At 46.0% G+C, this 15729-nt stretch carries 13 protein-coding genes; 8 read left to right on the top strand and 5 right to left on the bottom strand.

Annotated elements, in window-relative coordinates:
• Positions 1–201 precede the first annotated feature (201 nt).
• The 5 genes from lpdA to ampD form a co-directional block, all read right to left on the bottom strand.
• Positions 202–1632, bottom strand: a complete 1431-nt coding sequence (gene lpdA / locus KI743_RS22010; protein WP_032550144.1) for a dihydrolipoyl dehydrogenase — start codon at positions 1630–1632, stop codon at positions 202–204.
• A 240-nt stretch (positions 1633–1872) separates the two neighbouring features.
• Positions 1873–3783 (bottom strand): pyruvate dehydrogenase complex dihydrolipoyllysine-residue acetyltransferase, encoded by a 1911-nt coding sequence (gene aceF / locus KI743_RS22005; protein ID WP_285468190.1) that lies wholly within the window; start codon positions 3781–3783, stop codon positions 1873–1875.
• 12 nt (positions 3784–3795) lie between these two features.
• Positions 3796–6459: a pyruvate dehydrogenase (acetyl-transferring), homodimeric type gene (gene aceE, locus KI743_RS22000; RefSeq protein ID WP_032550146.1), complete on the bottom strand. Its 2664-nt coding sequence runs from the start codon at positions 6457–6459 to the stop codon at positions 3796–3798.
• A 56-nt stretch (positions 6460–6515) separates the two neighbouring features.
• Positions 6516–7283, bottom strand: coding sequence for a pyruvate dehydrogenase complex transcriptional repressor PdhR (gene pdhR, locus KI743_RS21995; RefSeq protein WP_032550147.1), 768 nt, complete (start codon positions 7281–7283; stop codon positions 6516–6518).
• Between the two features lie 448 nt (positions 7284–7731).
• Positions 7732–8280, bottom strand: coding sequence for a 1,6-anhydro-N-acetylmuramyl-L-alanine amidase AmpD (gene ampD / locus KI743_RS21990; RefSeq protein WP_285468186.1), 549 nt, complete (start codon positions 8278–8280; stop codon positions 7732–7734).
• A gap of 148 nt (positions 8281–8428) precedes the next feature.
• Between ampD and nadC the strand changes: the two genes are divergently transcribed.
• From nadC to yacG, 8 genes are all read left to right on the top strand, one after another.
• On the top strand, positions 8429–9319 hold the full coding sequence (gene nadC, locus KI743_RS21985) for a carboxylating nicotinate-nucleotide diphosphorylase (protein ID WP_285468185.1): 891 nt from the start codon (positions 8429–8431) through the stop codon (positions 9317–9319).
• 253 nt (positions 9320–9572) lie between these two features.
• Entirely contained in the window at positions 9573–10031 is a 459-nt protein-coding gene (locus KI743_RS21980; protein WP_285468183.1) for a prepilin-type N-terminal cleavage/methylation domain-containing protein, read from the top strand.
• A complete protein-coding gene (gene pilB / locus KI743_RS21975) occupies positions 10031–11716 on the top strand; it encodes a type IV-A pilus assembly ATPase PilB (RefSeq protein WP_285468182.1) in 1686 nt (561 codons plus the stop codon). The genes KI743_RS21980 and pilB overlap by 1 nt, the downstream gene beginning before the upstream one ends.
• 46 nt (positions 11717–11762) lie before the next feature.
• Entirely contained in the window at positions 11763–12992 is a 1230-nt protein-coding gene (locus tag KI743_RS21970; RefSeq protein ID WP_285468181.1) for a type II secretion system F family protein, read from the top strand.
• A 59-nt stretch (positions 12993–13051) separates the two neighbouring features.
• Complete coding sequence (locus KI743_RS21965; protein WP_285468180.1) at positions 13052–13921, top strand: A24 family peptidase; 870 nt, start codon at positions 13052–13054, stop codon at positions 13919–13921.
• Between the two features lie 3 nt (positions 13922–13924).
• Positions 13925–14533: a dephospho-CoA kinase gene (coaE, locus tag KI743_RS21960; RefSeq protein ID WP_150869262.1), complete on the top strand. Its 609-nt coding sequence runs from the start codon at positions 13925–13927 to the stop codon at positions 14531–14533.
• Between the two features lie 32 nt (positions 14534–14565).
• Positions 14566–15306, top strand: coding sequence for a cell division protein ZapD (gene zapD, locus KI743_RS21955; RefSeq protein ID WP_032550155.1), 741 nt, complete (start codon positions 14566–14568; stop codon positions 15304–15306).
• Between the two features lie 87 nt (positions 15307–15393).
• Positions 15394–15591, top strand: coding sequence for a DNA gyrase inhibitor YacG (gene yacG, locus KI743_RS21950; protein WP_285468179.1), 198 nt, complete (start codon positions 15394–15396; stop codon positions 15589–15591).
• Positions 15592–15729: the final 138 nt, after the last annotated feature.

Genomic DNA, 15729 nt, shown 5'->3' with positions numbered 1-15729 from the left:
CGAGATTCGAGATTCGAAAAGAATTATTGAAGGGTTGACCTAATGGGTCAGCCCTTTTGTTTTTATGCATCCGCTCTTTGTATCTCTAAGCGCAGCGTACTCGCATCTCGGAGTGAAACATTCCTGTCTTTTCCTCAGATACAAAAAAGCCGCTGACGAATCAGCGGCTTTCAAAAACATTAGCGAGTGGCTAAAGAAGAATTACTTCTTCTTTTTCACTGCTTTCTTGTTTGGAAGGTCAGTGATTGAACCTTCGAATACTTCCGCAGCTAGACCAACAGACTCGTGTAGAGTTGGGTGAGCGTGGATAGTTAGAGCGATATCTTCTGCGTCACAACCCATCTCGATTGCTAGGCCGATTTCACCAAGAAGCTCACCACCGTTAGTACCCACGATAGCACCACCGATTACACGATGCGTATCTTTGTCGAAGATCATCTTCGTCATACCGTCTGCACAGTCAGATGCGATTGCACGACCAGAAGCTGCCCAAGGGAAAGTAGCAACTTCGTAGTTGATGCCTTCAGCTTTCGCTTCTTTCTCAGTCTTACCAACCCATGCTACTTCTGGCTCAGTGTACGCAATTGATGGAATTACTTTAGGGTCGAAGTAGTGCTTCTTACCAGAGATAACTTCAGCAGCTACGTGACCTTCATGCACACCTTTGTGAGCAAGCATTGGTTGACCAACAACGTCACCGATCGCGTGGATGTGAGGAACGTTTGTACGCATTTGCTTATCAACGTTGATAAAGCCACGCTCATCAACTTCGATACCTGCTTTCTCAGCGTCGATAAGTGCGCCGTTTGGAACACGACCGATAGCAACAAGAACAGCATCGTAGCGCTCAGCTTCAGCTGGTGCTTTTTTGCCTTCCATTGAAACGTAGATACCGTCTTCTTTCGCTTCAACTGCAGTCACTTTAGTTTCAAGCATTAGCTTGAACTTGTTCTTAATGCGCTTAGTGAATACTTTAACGATGTCTTTGTCTGCAGCTGGGATAACTTGGTCGAACATCTCAACTACGTCTACTTTAGAACCTAGAGAGTGGTAAACCGTACCCATTTCTAGACCGATGATACCACCACCCATGATAAGTAGTTTTTCTGGTACTTCTTTCAGCTCTAGCGCGTCAGTTGAATCCCAAATACGTGGGTCTTCATGTGGGATGAATGGCAGTTTGATTGGGCGAGAACCCGCTGCAATGATAGCGTTGTCGAAGTTAACCGTTGTTGACTCGCCTTCACCTTCTACAAGGATAGAGTTAGGACCAGTGAACTTACCGTAGCCGTTAACTACAGTCACGTTACGCATCTTAGCCATACCGCCAAGACCGCCAGTCAGTTGGTTTACAACTTTCTCTTTCCAGATGCGGATCTTGCTGATGTCAGTTTGTGGCTCACCGAATACAACGCCGTGCTCAGCCATCGCTTTAGCTTCTTCAATTACTTTTGAAACGTGAAGAAGTGCTTTTGATGGAATACAACCAACGTTTAGACATACACCGCCAAGAGTGCTGTAACGTTCAACTAGTACTGTTTCTAGACCTAAATCCGCACAACGGAATGCAGCTGAGTAACCAGCAGGACCTGAACCAAGTACAACAACTTGGGCTTTAATTTCTTTGCTCATTGTGACCTCTTGTAGTCATTATCCCTAACAGGCTTGAGAAGATGTTCTTAAATTATTGGGCTTTCAAACAACCAACATTTTACAGAGATGTTAACAGTGTGAAAGTAGCTTTAAGTTAGCCTGTGAGCTAGACAACACTTCCCTTTCGCTTTATGAGAAAAGCGGGAACTGTTCTCTAAAAAATACTTTGTATAAAGAATTAAGGTGACCCGAAAGCCACCTTAATATTTACTTTCTAAATTACAGTACTAGACGACGAATGTCAGATAGTGCGCTGTTTAGGAAAGTAATGAAGCGTGCACCTTCAGCACCATCGATCACACGGTGGTCGTATGATAGAGATAGTGGAAGTTGTAGACGTGGTTCGAACTCTTTGCCGTTCCACACAGGCTTCATTTCAGACTTAGATACACCAAGGATACCTACTTCTGGAGCGTTTACGATTGGCGTAAATGCAGTACCGCCGATGCCGCCAAGGCTAGAGATTGTGAAACAACCACCTTGCATGTCAGCTGCAGTTAGCTTACCAGCACGTGCCTTCTTAGACACAGCCATTAGCTCTTCAGATAGCTCGTAGATGCCTTTCTTGTTCACGTCTTTGAATACAGGAACAACTAGACCGTTTGGAGTATCTACTGCGATACCTACGTTTACGTACTTCTTAAGAATGATGCTTTCGCCATCTTCAGAAAGAGAAGAGTTAAACGCTGGGAACGCTTCTAGAGCTTTAGCAACAGCTTTCATGATGAACACAAGTGGAGTGATCTTCATGCCAGTGTCTTTCTTAGCTTCGATTGCGTTCTGCTCTTTACGGAATGCTTCTAGCTCAGTGATGTCTGCGTTGTCCCACTGTGTAACGTGAGGGATCATTACCCAGTTACGGTGTAGGTTTGCACCAGAGATCTTCTTGATCTTAGAAAGCTTCTGAACTTCAGTTTCGCCGAACTTGCTGAAGTCAACTTTTGGCCAAGGTAGAAGACCAAGAGCAGAGCCGTCACCGCCTTTGCCAGATGCCGCAGCACCAGACTCAAGACGCTTAAGTGCATCTTTAACGTAAGACTGAACGTCTTCTTTAAGGATACGGCTCTTACGACCAGTACCTTTAACCTTAGATAGGTTAACGCCAAATTCACGAGCAAGACGACGAACAACAGGAGACGCGTGTGCGTAATCGTTGTTTTCTTGGAAGTCGTTAGCTGCAGGTGCCGCCGCTGGAGCTTCAGCTTTTGGAGCCGGAGCTGCTGCTGGAGCAGGTGCTGCCGCTTGAGCTGGAGCCGCTGCAGGAGCAGGTGCTGCGCCTTCAACCGGAGTGCCGGCCACAACGAACGTCATGATTAGAGAGCCAGTCGTTACTTTGTCGCCAGCTGCAATCTTGATCTCTTTTACTGTACCAGCAAATGGAGCTGGAACTTCCATTGAAGCTTTGTCGCCTTCAACAGTAATTAGAGATTGCTCTTCTTCTACTGTGTCGCCAACCGCTACCATTACTTCAGTAACTTCTACTTCGTCACCGCCGATATCAGGAACGTTTACTTCTTTTTCTGCTGATGCTGCAGGAGCTGCTGCTGGAGCCGCTTCAACTGCAGGAGCAGCTGCTACTGGAGCGCCAGAGCCTGCCACTTCGAATACCATCACTAGAGAACCAGTTGATACTGAGTCACCAGAAGCGATCTTGATTTCTTTAACTGTACCAGCGAATGGTGCAGGAACTTCCATTGATGCTTTGTCGCCTTCAACAGTTAGAAGAGATTGCTCTTCTTCTACTGCATCGCCAACTGCAACCATGATTTCAGTAACTTCTACTTCGTCGCCACCGATATCTGGAACGTGAACTTCTTTCAGTTCTGCCGCTGCTGCTGGAGCTGGAGCCGCTGCTGGAGCTGCTTCTGCCGCAGGAGCAGGTGCAGCTTGCGCTGCACCCTCGGCTTCGAAAATCATGATTAGAGAACCAGTTGTTACTGAATCGCCTTCAGAAACTTTGATCTCTTTTACGATACCCGCTTGAGACGCAGGAACTTCCATTGAAGCCTTGTCGCCTTCAACAGTGATCAGTGACTGTTCTTCTTCAACCTTGTCGCCAACGTTTACTAGAATCTCAGTTACTTCAACCTCATCAGCACCGATGTCAGGTACGTTAATTTCGATTGCCATTGTTTTTCTACCTTATGCGTATTGCGGGTTTGTTTTTTCTGTATCGATGTTGAACTTAGCAATTGCTTCTGTAACAACAGATTTCTCAACATCACCACGTTTAGCTAGCTCAGTTAGGGCAGCAACTACTACGTAGCCTGCGTTAACTTCGAAGTGACGACGTAGGTTTTCACGGCTGTCAGAACGGCCGTAACCGTCTGTACCAAGTACTTTGTAAGACTCAGTTGGCATGAACGCACGTACTTGCTCAGCGTAGTTCTTCATGTAGTCAGTCGCAGCGATTGCTGGTTCGTTACCAAGAACTTGAGCGATGTAAGGTACTTTCGCTTCGCCTTCTGGGTGAAGCATGTTGTAACGCTCTGCATCTTGACCGTCACGAGTTAGCTCGTTAAACGATGTTACAGAGAACACGTCAGACGCGATGCCGTACTCTTCGCTTAGGATAGTCGCCGCTTTACGTACTTCGTTCATGATAGTACCAGAGCTCATTAGTTGAACTTTAGACTTGTCACCAGCGTAAGACTCAAGCTTGTAGATACCCTTACGGATGCCTTCTTCAGCGCCTTCTGGCATTGCTGGCATTGCGTAGTTTTCGTTCATTACTGTTAGGTAGTAGAACACGTTCTCTTGCTCAGTACCGTACATGCGACGGATACCGTCTTGCATGATAACTGCAACTTCGTAAGCGAATGTTGGGTCGTAAGAGATACAGTTAGGGATAGTGTTCGCTAGTACGTGCGAGTGACCATCTTCGTGCTGTAGACCTTCACCGTTAAGCGTAGTACGACCAGCAGTAGCACCTAGTAGGAAACCACGAGCTTGTTGGTCACCAGCCATCCATGCCATGTCGCCAACACGTTGGAAACCGAACATAGAGTAGTAGATGTAGAACGGGATCATTGGCAGATCGTTTGTGCTGTAAGAAGTAGCAGCAGCAACCCAAGATGCCATTGAACCTAGTTCGTTGATACCTTCTTGTAGTACCTGACCTGAAGTCGCTTCTTTGTAGTAAGAAACGATGTCGCGATCTTGAGGAGTGTAGTTCTGACCGTGCGGGTTGTAGATACCGATTTGACGGAACAGACCTTCCATACCGAACGTACGCGCTTCGTCACAGATAATAGGAACAACGTTTTTACCGATGCCTTTATTCTTCAGAAGGATGTTTAGTGTACGTACGTATGCCATCGTAGTAGAGATTTCACGCTTCTGTTCGCTTAGTAGCGGTGCAAACTCTTCTAGTTCTGGGATTTGAAGTTCTTGAGTGAACTTAGGTAGACGCTGTGGCGTGTAACCTTTTAGTTCTTTACGACGAGCGTGTAGGTATTCGTACTCCGCTGAACCTTCTTCAAGTTTCAGGTACGGAAGCTCTTTCACTGCTTCGTCAGTTAGGATGTCTTGAAGACCTAGACGATCACGTAGGTGTAGAACGTGAGTCATGTCCATCTTCTTAACTTGGTGCGCGATGTTCTTACCTTCAGCCGCTTCACCCATGCCGTAACCTTTAACAGTCTTAGCTAGGATTACTGTTGGACGACCTTTAGTTTCTGCCGCGTTTTTGTAAGCTGCGTATAGCTTAGAAGACTCGTGACCACCACGCTTAAGAGCGAAGATTTCGTCGTCAGTCATGTCTGCAACTAGTGCAGCTGTCTCTGGGTACTTACCAAAGAAGTGCTCACGTACGTACGCGCCATCTTTAGATTTGAATGTTTGGTAGTCGCCATCTACAGTTTCGTTCATTAGCTGTAGTAGTTTACCAGACGTATCTTTAGCAAGTAGTGAATCCCAGTTGCTACCCCAGATAACTTTAACAACGTTCCAACCAGCACCTTTGAATAGGCCTTCTAGTTCTTGAATGATGCTACCGTTACCCATTACAGGGCCGTCTAGACGCTGTAGGTTACAGTTGATTAGGAATGTTAGGTTGTCTAGCTTTTCACGTGCTGCGAAAGATAGAGAACCACGTGATTCTGGCTCATCCATCTCACCGTCGCCTAGGAAAGCGTATACACGTTGAGCAGAAGTATCTTTAAGACCACGGCCTTCTAGGTACTTAAGGAAACGAGCTTGGTAGATCGCAGAGATTGGACCAAGACCCATAGATACTGTTGGGAACTGCCAGAACTCAGGCATCAGTTTAGGGTGCGGGTATGAAGGGATACCTTTACCATCTACTTCTTGACGGAAGTTATCTAGCTGCTCTTCAGTTAGACGACCTTCTAGGAACGCACGAGAGTAGATACCTGGAGAGATGTGACCTTGGTAGTAAACTAGATCGCCACCGTCCGTCTCGTTTGGAGCACGGAAGAAGTGGTTGAAACATACTTCGTAGAAAGCAGCCGCTGATTGGTAAGAAGCCATGTGACCACCTAGGTCTAGGTCTTTCTTAGAAGCGCGCAATACGATCATGATTGCGTTCCAGCGAATAATCGAACGAATACGACGCTCAAGAGTTACGTCACCAGGGTAAGCCGGCTCTTGTGCTGCTGGAATGGTGTTGATGTAGTTAGTGTTGATACCAGTTGGCATATCAACGCCGTCTAAACGTGCCTTTTCTAGAACTGTTTCTAGTAGGAACTGTGCACGTTCTACACCTTCTTCACGTACTACTGACTCAAGAGCTTGTAACCAATCTTGAGTTTCCAGAGCATCAACGTCATGCTTCATGTCAGACATGGCGATCTATCCTTTTTGTTAGTTGGATTCTACTAAACACGTAAAAAGCCGTAGGATTACGACTCTTTACCCTGTTGAATTCGACGCAGTGAACGTTCGCGACGCGACTCTTCTCTGGTCAAATCCAGCAATGTTTCTTCGATATAAGCTAAATGAGAATGTGACATTTCACGCGCCTTCTCAGGCTGGCCAGAAACAATCGCATCCACGATGTTAGCTCGATGTATACTCACTTTTTCCACAACGTCTTTTCGACGATGCAACAGCTTTAGATTTTCTAAGACATTTTGCTCAAGTAACGGAGCTAAACTGCGAACGATATGCAAAAGCACTACGTTATGAGCCGCTTCCGTTAAAGCGATAAGGAAAGCCATCACAGCTGCCGATTCAGCTTCAATATCGGCCTTTTCTTGCGCGCCTCGAATGTTATCTTGGCATGCTTGAATTCGAGCAAAGTCTTCTTCGGTACCACGCAGCGCAGCAAAGTAAGCAGAAATTCCCTCCATCGCATGACGCGATTCCAACAAGTCTAGTTGGGTTTCGGAGTGAGTGGACAACAAATTCAGGAGCGGATCTGAAAAGCTTTTCCAGATATTTTCACTGACGAACGTTCCCCCACCTTGACGGCGAGTTAGTAAGCGCTTGGCTTCTAAACGTTGTATCGCTTCTCGGATCGAAGGACGAGACACATCGAACTGTTTAGCCAGTTCACGCTCTGGCGGCAGTTGCTGCCCGGGCGCCAGTGTTCCTTCCACAATCAACCTTTCCAACTCTTTTTCAATAACATCAGAGAGTTTTGGCTGACGAATCCTTTGATAAGCCATAGTTTGCTGTTCTTCTTTTTATTTGCTGGTAATTGGTAATACCAATTTTAATTGGTGCAGAAATTAACATAATTAAAACGCCACTGTCCAGCTGAAAATTGACCTGAATCATAGAACACAGTGTGAATTAACCATGATTTAACAAATGAAATTTAAAACAGCAACCAAATTGGTCTTACCATTTACAGCGTTAATACTTTTGGGGAGTGTTCGTGCTAGAAAGTTTCAGGATAAAAATGAAATATTTCAGATTGATTAGGCAGCCTTGATTAAAATTCAAACCAAGCGCACAGATTGGGAATAAATCCTATTAACAATTGGTCACATCTGGCCTTTTGAAAGATTCATCACACTCTTGAGCAAATAAAAAAGGCCTGCATCCAGAACGATTACAAGCCTTTAACATTGGCGTAAAAACCAATATGCCAATATATGATTATCAGAATCACTACAGAGTTAAGCGTCGACGGTACTTCACCCAATCAAAAGAGAGCCCCGGATCGGTTTTTCTTAATGGGGCAATGTATTGATGCCCTGTAATTCGATCTGCTGTGATTTGCGGAAAACGCTGGGTAATCGCATCGGTTAGCTCAGCCAGTGCACGATATTGAGATTCGCTGTAGGCAACAAAATCCGTCCCCTCAAGCTCAATGCCAATCGAATAATCATTGCAACGCTCTCGGCCAGCAAAACTCGACTGACCCGCATGCCAAGCACGGTCAAGGAAAGAGACAAACTGGACAATCTCTCCGTCCCTACGAATTAAGCAGTGCGCAGATACGCCCATTTTGTGAATCACCCTAAAGAACGGATGCTCCTCTGGATTGAGCTTACCCGTAAAGAACTGCTCGATATAAGATCCACCAAACTGACCCGGCGGCAGACTGATGTTATGTACCACCAGCAAAGACACATCATCTTGTTGAGGGCGGGCGTCATAGAAGGGAGAAGGTAGATGTTTCGCGGCGCTATACCACCCAGTTTCGCTGATCATCATAAACGCCATGCTCCTTACTCTTTTATTGCTCAATATATAATGGCTATCAGTGTGAGCTCGACCTAACTCAAGGCGGGCTCAACCCTTTAATTTGCAGTGCAGCAAGAGTATCATTCCTACCCCACTTCCTTTCAAGATTAGATTTGCGATGAAAAACACACATAACAGCCACCAACGCCTTGACTACTTAAAAGAGCAGCTTCCACTAGAGATCTCTCGCGCAGTTGCAGAAACAATCAAAGAAGACCTAGGCGGTACACTGGATCCAGCGGCTGATATCACTGCAAGTCTAATTCCAGCGGATGCGGTTAACAGCGCAACCATCATTACGCGTGAACACGGTATTTTCTGTGGTCAAGCTTGGGCTGACGAAGTATTCAAACAGCTAGGCGGTGAAGTGACTATCGAGTGGCATGTGCAAGATGGTGACAAAGTTGAGCCGAACCAAACTCTTTGCACACTATCTGGCCCAGCTCGTGCTCTACTAACGGGCGAGCGCAACGCGATGAACTTTATCCAGACACTATCAGGTTGTGCGACAACAACGGCCGTTTACGCAGAAAAAATCGCTCACACAGAGTGTCGTCTGCTTGATACACGCAAGACAATCCCAGGTCTGCGTAGTGCACTAAAATACGCAGTGGCATGTGGCGGCGGTTTCAACCACCGTATCGGTGTGTTCGATGCTTACCTTATTAAAGAGAACCACATCATCGCTTGTGGCGGTATCGAGAAAGCAATCTCTACAGCAAAAAAGCTTAACCCAGGTAAACCTGTTGAAGTTGAAACTGAGAGCCTAGAAGAGCTTGAGCAAGCGATCAGCGCAGGTGCGGACATCATTATGCTGGATAACTTTACCACAGACATGATGCGTGAAGCTGTTAAGATCAACGCAGGTCGTGCGGCTCTAGAAAACTCAGGTAACGTAACTCTAGACACCATCGCTGAGTTTGCTGAAACCGGTGTTGATTACATCTCAGTAGGTGCACTGACTAAACATCTAAAAGCAATGGATCTTTCGATGCGTTTCAAAGCGTAATCTATTGATTAAAAACACATTTAATATCAAAGGCACCGTTTACTAAGGTGCCTTTTTTATTGCCAGCATTTCACAATTGAGACACCTTATCTAACTTGATCGCATAATCTCATGCAGCATATGAAACAAGTTACCAATAAATTCAAAGCGACTCGCGCCCTTCTCTGAACGCCATTCCACACCTAGATATCGACTCTTATTCTCTAATCCATCTGGTGCTCGCACTGTAACCGACGATAAATGGATTAGAACAATGAAAAAAAGACAAACAAAGCAGAAAGGTTTTACCTTAATTGAATTGATGATTGTGGTGGCGATTATTGGAATCCTATCCGCTTTTGCAGTACCCGCTTATCAGAATTACACAATGAAGACACACGCAAGTGAAATGCTTAATGCATCTTCTGCAATGAAAACCTCGCTTGGGATCTGTTTGATAAATGGCGAAGCTGACTGTTCTTCGGGTAACGGGGGCGTACCAACAGCACAAGACTTAGGCGCGTTCACTGTATCTTCTGTTGCAGGTGTAAGTGGTGCAGCTACAACTATCCAAGCCGTGATTGACGCGGGACAAAGTAAAGGAAAACTACTGGCTGGAGATAAGATCACAATAACTCCTACCCTTTCAACCGCAGGTGTAACTTGGTCTATAGATTGTGCTAATGGGTCAACACAAACGGCAGCTGTTTCGGATTGGTGTCCAGTAAACTAATGCTTACCAACCTCCCCACCGTTCTGCGTCAAGCAAACCACCTTAGCCTGACTCAAGAACAAGCTGTAGTGGAAGACTTGCAAGCTTCTGGTGGCTCAACGCCAGAAGCTTTAATCGCGCATGGCTTGTTTAGTGCCGATAACCTTGCCGAGCATACGGCACATATCTTGGGTTTACCTTTAATTTCGCTCGCGGATTACGACTACGAGCCGTTGTGCGAACAGCTTGGTCTGCGCGAACTCATCACTCAACACCAAGTCATACCGATCGCCAAATCAGCATCCACGCTGACCTTAGCCTCTGCCGACCCAACTGACCTACAAGCTGAAGATGACTTTCGTTTTGCCACCGGACTTCAGATTGAACTGGTGGTTGCCAACTATCGCACACTTGAAGGGGCCATTCGGCGGCTTTACGGCAAAGTAATTGCCAATGGTGATAGCAGTCGTAAAGAGATAACCCAAGATGAACTCGCTCACTTAGTGGAAATTTCTGATGATGAAGTCAGTTCTGTCGAAGATCTTAGTCAAGATGACTCGCCCGTCAGTCGCTTTATCAATCAAATCCTAGTCGATGCGGTGCGTAAAGGGGCATCTGATATCCATTTCGAGCCCTATGAAGAGTACTACCGAGTCCGCCTACGCTGCGATGGCATTTTAATAGAGACCCAACAACCGGCAGCGCACCTAAGTCGGCGACTGTCAGCACGCTTGAAGATCCTAGCCAAACTTGATATTGCGGAGAGACGTTTACCTCAAGATGGTCGGATTAAGCTAAGGCTCAATCAAGAGATCGCTATCGATATGCGCGTCTCTACTCTGCCAACACTTTGGGGTGAAAAAATTGTGCTTCGTTTACTCGACAGCAGCGCTGCCAATCTTGATATCGACATTCTAGGCTACAGTGAACAACAAAAGGCGCTCTACCTTAATGCTCTGAAACGCCCACAAGGCATGATTCTTATGACCGGACCTACCGGTAGTGGCAAAACGGTATCGCTTTATACTGGACTTCGAATCCTCAATACCTCAGAAAGAAACATCTCTACCGCCGAAGACCCAGTTGAGATTAACCTTTGCGGCGTCAATCAAGTGCAAGTACAGCCAAAGATAGGCTTTGGATTTGCTGAAGCATTGCGATCTTTTCTGCGCCAAGATCCGGATATCGTGATGGTTGGTGAAATACGCGATATTGAAACAGCCGAGATTGCGATTAAGGCTTCCCAAACCGGTCACTTAGTCCTCTCAACGCTACACACCAATTCAGCCGCAGAGACGGTTACACGCCTTGCTCACATGGGGATTGAGCCTTTTAACTTGGCTTCATCATTGAGCCTCATCATTGCTCAACGTCTCGCTCGACGACTATGCTCACATTGCAAAATTGAAGACGATGACCAAACCATTTATCACCATCACAACATTGATGCTAACCATAGGTTCTTTAAAGCAAACCCGAACGGCTGTAACGAGTGCAATCAAGGGTATTCAGGCCGTGTGGGTATCTATGAAGTGATGCCGTTCACTGACACGCTGAAAGCAAGCCTCATATCTCGCCCAAATGCGATTGAGGTAGAAGCCCTAGCTAAACAAGAAGGCATGCAAACACTCCGAGATTCGGGCTTAGAGAAATTGTTGTCCGGGGTCACTAGCTATCAAGAATTGCAACGCGTCCTCTATCTCTAGACGTTTTATTTCTATCTAACTCTCTACCTACATCGGTGTGAATTTTATGGCAATCAAACCCAAACAATCACAACTCAAGAATTATCACTGGAGAGGCGTTAACAGCTCAGGGAAAAAAGTATCAGGGCAAACCTTGGCTCTCACGGAACTTGAAGTCAGAGACAAGCTGCGCGAACAGCACATCCAGATTAAGAAGATAAAGAAAAAAAGCATCTCGGCGCTGACTCGCCTAACCCATAGGGTCAAAGCAAAAGACATCACTCTGCTCACACGCCAACTGGCAACCATGCTAGGAACTGGTGTCCCTATCATCCAAGCCATCAAGTTGGTGTCAGATAATCATAGAAAAGCAGAGATGAAATCGATCTTGTCGCAGATCTGCAAAGGCGTTGAAGCGGGGACACCTCTATCAAAAGCGATGAGAACTGCAAGCCGTCATTTTGATGACTTGTATACCGACCTCGTGGCAACCGGAGAGCTGTCTGGAAATCTCGCCGAGATCTTTGAAAGGCTGGCTAACTATCGAGAGAAAAGTGAACGCTTAAAATCAAAAGTCATAAAAGCGCTCATCTACCCGGTGATGGTGGTTGTCACCGCTTTAACGGTCTCATTTCTAATGCTGACAATGGTGATCCCTGAGTTTGAATCTATGTTCTCAGGCTTTGGTGCCGATCTCCCTTGGTTCACCGCAAAGGTGATGGCGCTGTCGCACTGGATGCAAGCTTACAGCTTCTATACTTTGCTTGGCTTTGCAGGTGCTATTCTCTTTATCATTCAAGCTCGTAAGCGCTCCTACTCCATAAGGCTGGCCCTTAGCAGATTAGGACTCCAGCTTCCTATCATAGGAGGGGTCATCGCCAAAGCTTCCATCGCCAAATTCAGTCGTACGCTATCAACCAGTTTTAGCTCTGGCATTCCGATCCTAACGAGCCTTAGAACGACCGCCAAAACCACAGGCAACGTACATTTTGAATCCGCCATTACAGAGGTTCACAAAGAGACAGCTGCAGGGATGCCGATGTATATTGCGATGCGTAACAGCCAAGCCTTTCCGGAAATGGTATTGCAGATGGTGATGATCGGCGAGGAATCTGGCAACCTAGACGAGATGCTCACCAAGGTTGCAACCATCTATGAATTTGAAGTAGACGATACCGTCGATAACTTAGGCAAAATCTTAGAGCCGGTCATCATCGTTTTTCTGGGTTCAGTAGTGGGTGGCTTAGTAGTTGCGATGTACTTACCGATCTTTAATCTAATGAGTGTGTTAGGATAGGCGATAATCAATGACACACTCATGGCTCTCGCCAGTTAGACCCCAGTGGACAGGACTCTATGGAAGTATTTCACTACTATCCTTGGCTATTCCCCGTATTAGCTTTTATCTTCAGCCTACTCATCGGTAGTTTTCTCAACGTCGTTATCCATCGTTTACCAATTATGATGGAGCGAGAGTGGCAACAAGAGTGCTCTGAGAGCTTTCCTGATTATAAGATTCCGATGCCAAAGGGGACGTATAACCTCAGCGTGCCTCGTTCGACATGCCCAAAGTGTGAAACGCAGATCCGAGCCATCGATAATATTCCGGTACTCAGCTGGTTATTTTTGAAAGGCAAATGTCGAAAGTGTTCGAACCCAATCAGCCCACGCTACCCTTTCGTTGAATTGCTCACTGCGGTGATGTGTGGCTTTGTTGCAGTTCACTTTGGCTTTAGTTACTACGCAATCGCACTGATCTTTTTTACCTTTGCTTTGATTGCGGCGACCTTCATCGACCTTGACACCATGCTACTGCCCGATCAAATCACTCTACCATTGGTCTGGTCAGGTATTGCACTTGCGTTGTTTGGCATTAGTCCTATTTCCCTCCAAGACTCTGTAATAGGAGCAATGGCTGGCTATCTGGCTCTATGGTCAGTCTACTGGCTATTTAAACTCCTGACAGGCAAAGAAGGCATGGGCTATGGCGATTTCAAACTCCTCGCTGCATTAGGGGCTTGGCTTGGTTGGCAACACCTACCGATGATCATATTGCTCTCTTCACTTGTCGGTCTTGTGTTTGGTTTAATTCAGCTGCGATTGAAACAGCAAGGCATCGACAAAGCCTTCCCTTTTGGTCCTTACCTCGCTATTGCCGGTTGGATAAGTTTGATTTGGGGCGAGAACATTATGGCTTGGTATTTTACTTCGGTTTTAGGAATTTAATTTATGGCGACCATTATTGGCCTCACTGGCGGCATTGCTAGCGGAAAAACCACCGTTGCAGACCTATTTCAAGAGCACTTCAACATCGATATTGTCGATGCCGATATCGTGGCTCGTGAAGTCGTAGCAGTCGGCAGTGACGGACTACGCCAGATTGCTGAACATTTTGGCGAAGCGATCCTTCTAGAAGACGGTACCCTCAACCGAGCTAAGCTTCGTGAACAGATCTTCAGTAATCCAGAAGACAAAACTTGGTTGAATGCACTGCTTCACCCAATGATCCGCAATAAGATTGAAGAAGGGCTGACAAACATTCGCTCTCCCTATGGTTTACTCGTTGCGCCTTTACTGATTGAAAACCAGATGCAAGGTATGGCAGATCGCGTTTTAATTGTTGATGTTCCTACAGAAGTTCAGATTGAACGCACTATGAACCGAGACAATGTCTCTGAAGAACAGGTCAAAGCGATCCTCAAATCACAAGCTTCACGAGAGCAGCGTTTAGCGGTTGCGGACGACGTGATTAAAAACCATACTAAAAACCAAGATCTTTTGCCTCAAATCACAGAATTACATCAAAAGTATCTAGCAATAAGCACACAAGATCGGTAAAAATAGTCTTATGTTGAATGAAGGTTTGCTTGATGATCACTCATAAATTTGAACATCCTCTAAATGAGAAAACACGTATCTACTTAAGAGTGGAATCCCTCTTGAGGCAACTGCACCTGTCTTCAACATTTTCAGATGCTCAGCAGTACCAACTATTCTTTCGTTCAATCTTCGATCTGATCGAAATCTTTGAGCAAATTCAGCTAAAGAGTGAACTGGCAAAAGACATTGAGAAGCAGCGTGTAACGTACAAGAGCTGGCTCAATGTCGAAGGCGTCGATCAAGAGATGCTCACTTCACTGCTAGAAGACATCGGCAGCATCTACCGTGAACTAATGCTAGCTGAACGCTTTGGCCAATCTCTTAAAGAAGATCGCTTCTTGAGTGCCATTCGTCAGCGTTTCAACCTTCCGGGTGGTTCATGCTGCTTTGACTTACCGGCTCTGCACTACTGGCTACATCTGCCTCTCGATAAGAGAATGAACGATGCTAAAGCTTGGATGGATAGCTTACAGCCTCTGTATGACGCGCTAACCCTATGGTTAAAGCTAACTCGTGAAACGGGTCACTTCCAACCACAAATCGCTCGTGCAGGCTTCTTCCAGAGCGATGCTGAAGAGGCCAATATCTTACGACTCTCAATTCCAATGCAGTATGGCGCTTACCCAATGATTTCAGGACATAAAAACCGCTTTGCCGTGAAGTTTATGTGTTTTGAAAGTGGTCAGGCGTGCACTCAAGATATCGAATTTGAGCTCGCTGTCTGCAGCTAGCTTATTTGTCGCTAAATACCTTATTAAAGTTGGCTTGAGCCATGCTCAGGCCTACAATTCTAGAACCACACCCAACTAAGAACCATTATGTCTAAGAAAATCACCATCGTTAAATGCCCACAATGTCAGACTGATGTTGAGTGGGGTGAGCAGAGTCCACATCGCCCTTTCTGTAGCAAGCAGTGTCAGATGATTGATTTCGGTGAGTGGGCCGACGAAGAGAACAGTATCGCGGGTGCTCCGGATATGTCGGATAGTGATAGTTGGTCGGAAGATCAGTACTAGATTCACCAGTAATAAAAAAGGATTGACGCAAACGCCAACCCTTAACAATTCTTCTCGAATCTCGAATCTCGAATCTCGAATCTCGAATCTCGAATCTCGAATCTCGAATCTCGAATCTCGAATCTAGTACTGATCTTC

Origin of the sequence: Vibrio sp. D420a, from assembly GCF_030248625.1 — a bacterium.
Taxonomy (GTDB): domain Bacteria; phylum Pseudomonadota; class Gammaproteobacteria; order Enterobacterales; family Vibrionaceae; genus Vibrio; species Vibrio fortis_A.
This window is presented reverse-complemented; position numbering and strand designations above follow the sequence as displayed.

What these genes read in the sequence shown, in the direction of transcription:
- lpdA (WP_032550144.1), bottom strand. Translation starts at nt 1,632, where the DNA reads ATGAGCAAAGAAATTAAAGCCCAAGTTGTTGTACTTGGTTCAGGTCCT.
- aceF (WP_285468190.1), bottom strand. Translation starts at nt 3,783, where the DNA reads ATGGCAATCGAAATTAACGTACCTGACATCGGTGCTGATGAGGTTGAA.
- aceE (WP_032550146.1), bottom strand. Translation starts at nt 6,459, where the DNA reads ATGTCTGACATGAAGCATGACGTTGATGCTCTGGAAACTCAAGATTGG.
- pdhR (WP_032550147.1), bottom strand. Translation starts at nt 7,283, where the DNA reads ATGGCTTATCAAAGGATTCGTCAGCCAAAACTCTCTGATGTTATTGAA.
- ampD (WP_285468186.1), bottom strand. Translation starts at nt 8,280, where the DNA reads ATGATGATCAGCGAAACTGGGTGGTATAGCGCCGCGAAACATCTACCT.
- nadC (WP_285468185.1), top strand. Translation starts at nt 8,429, where the DNA reads ATGAAAAACACACATAACAGCCACCAACGCCTTGACTACTTAAAAGAG.
- KI743_RS21980 (WP_285468183.1), top strand. Translation starts at nt 9,573, where the DNA reads ATGAAAAAAAGACAAACAAAGCAGAAAGGTTTTACCTTAATTGAATTG.
- pilB (WP_285468182.1), top strand. Translation starts at nt 10,031, where the DNA reads ATGCTTACCAACCTCCCCACCGTTCTGCGTCAAGCAAACCACCTTAGC.
- KI743_RS21970 (WP_285468181.1), top strand. Translation starts at nt 11,763, where the DNA reads ATGGCAATCAAACCCAAACAATCACAACTCAAGAATTATCACTGGAGA.
- KI743_RS21965 (WP_285468180.1), top strand. Translation starts at nt 13,052, where the DNA reads ATGGAAGTATTTCACTACTATCCTTGGCTATTCCCCGTATTAGCTTTT.
- coaE (WP_150869262.1), top strand. Translation starts at nt 13,925, where the DNA reads ATGGCGACCATTATTGGCCTCACTGGCGGCATTGCTAGCGGAAAAACC.
- zapD (WP_032550155.1), top strand. Translation starts at nt 14,566, where the DNA reads ATGATCACTCATAAATTTGAACATCCTCTAAATGAGAAAACACGTATC.
- yacG (WP_285468179.1), top strand. Translation starts at nt 15,394, where the DNA reads ATGTCTAAGAAAATCACCATCGTTAAATGCCCACAATGTCAGACTGAT.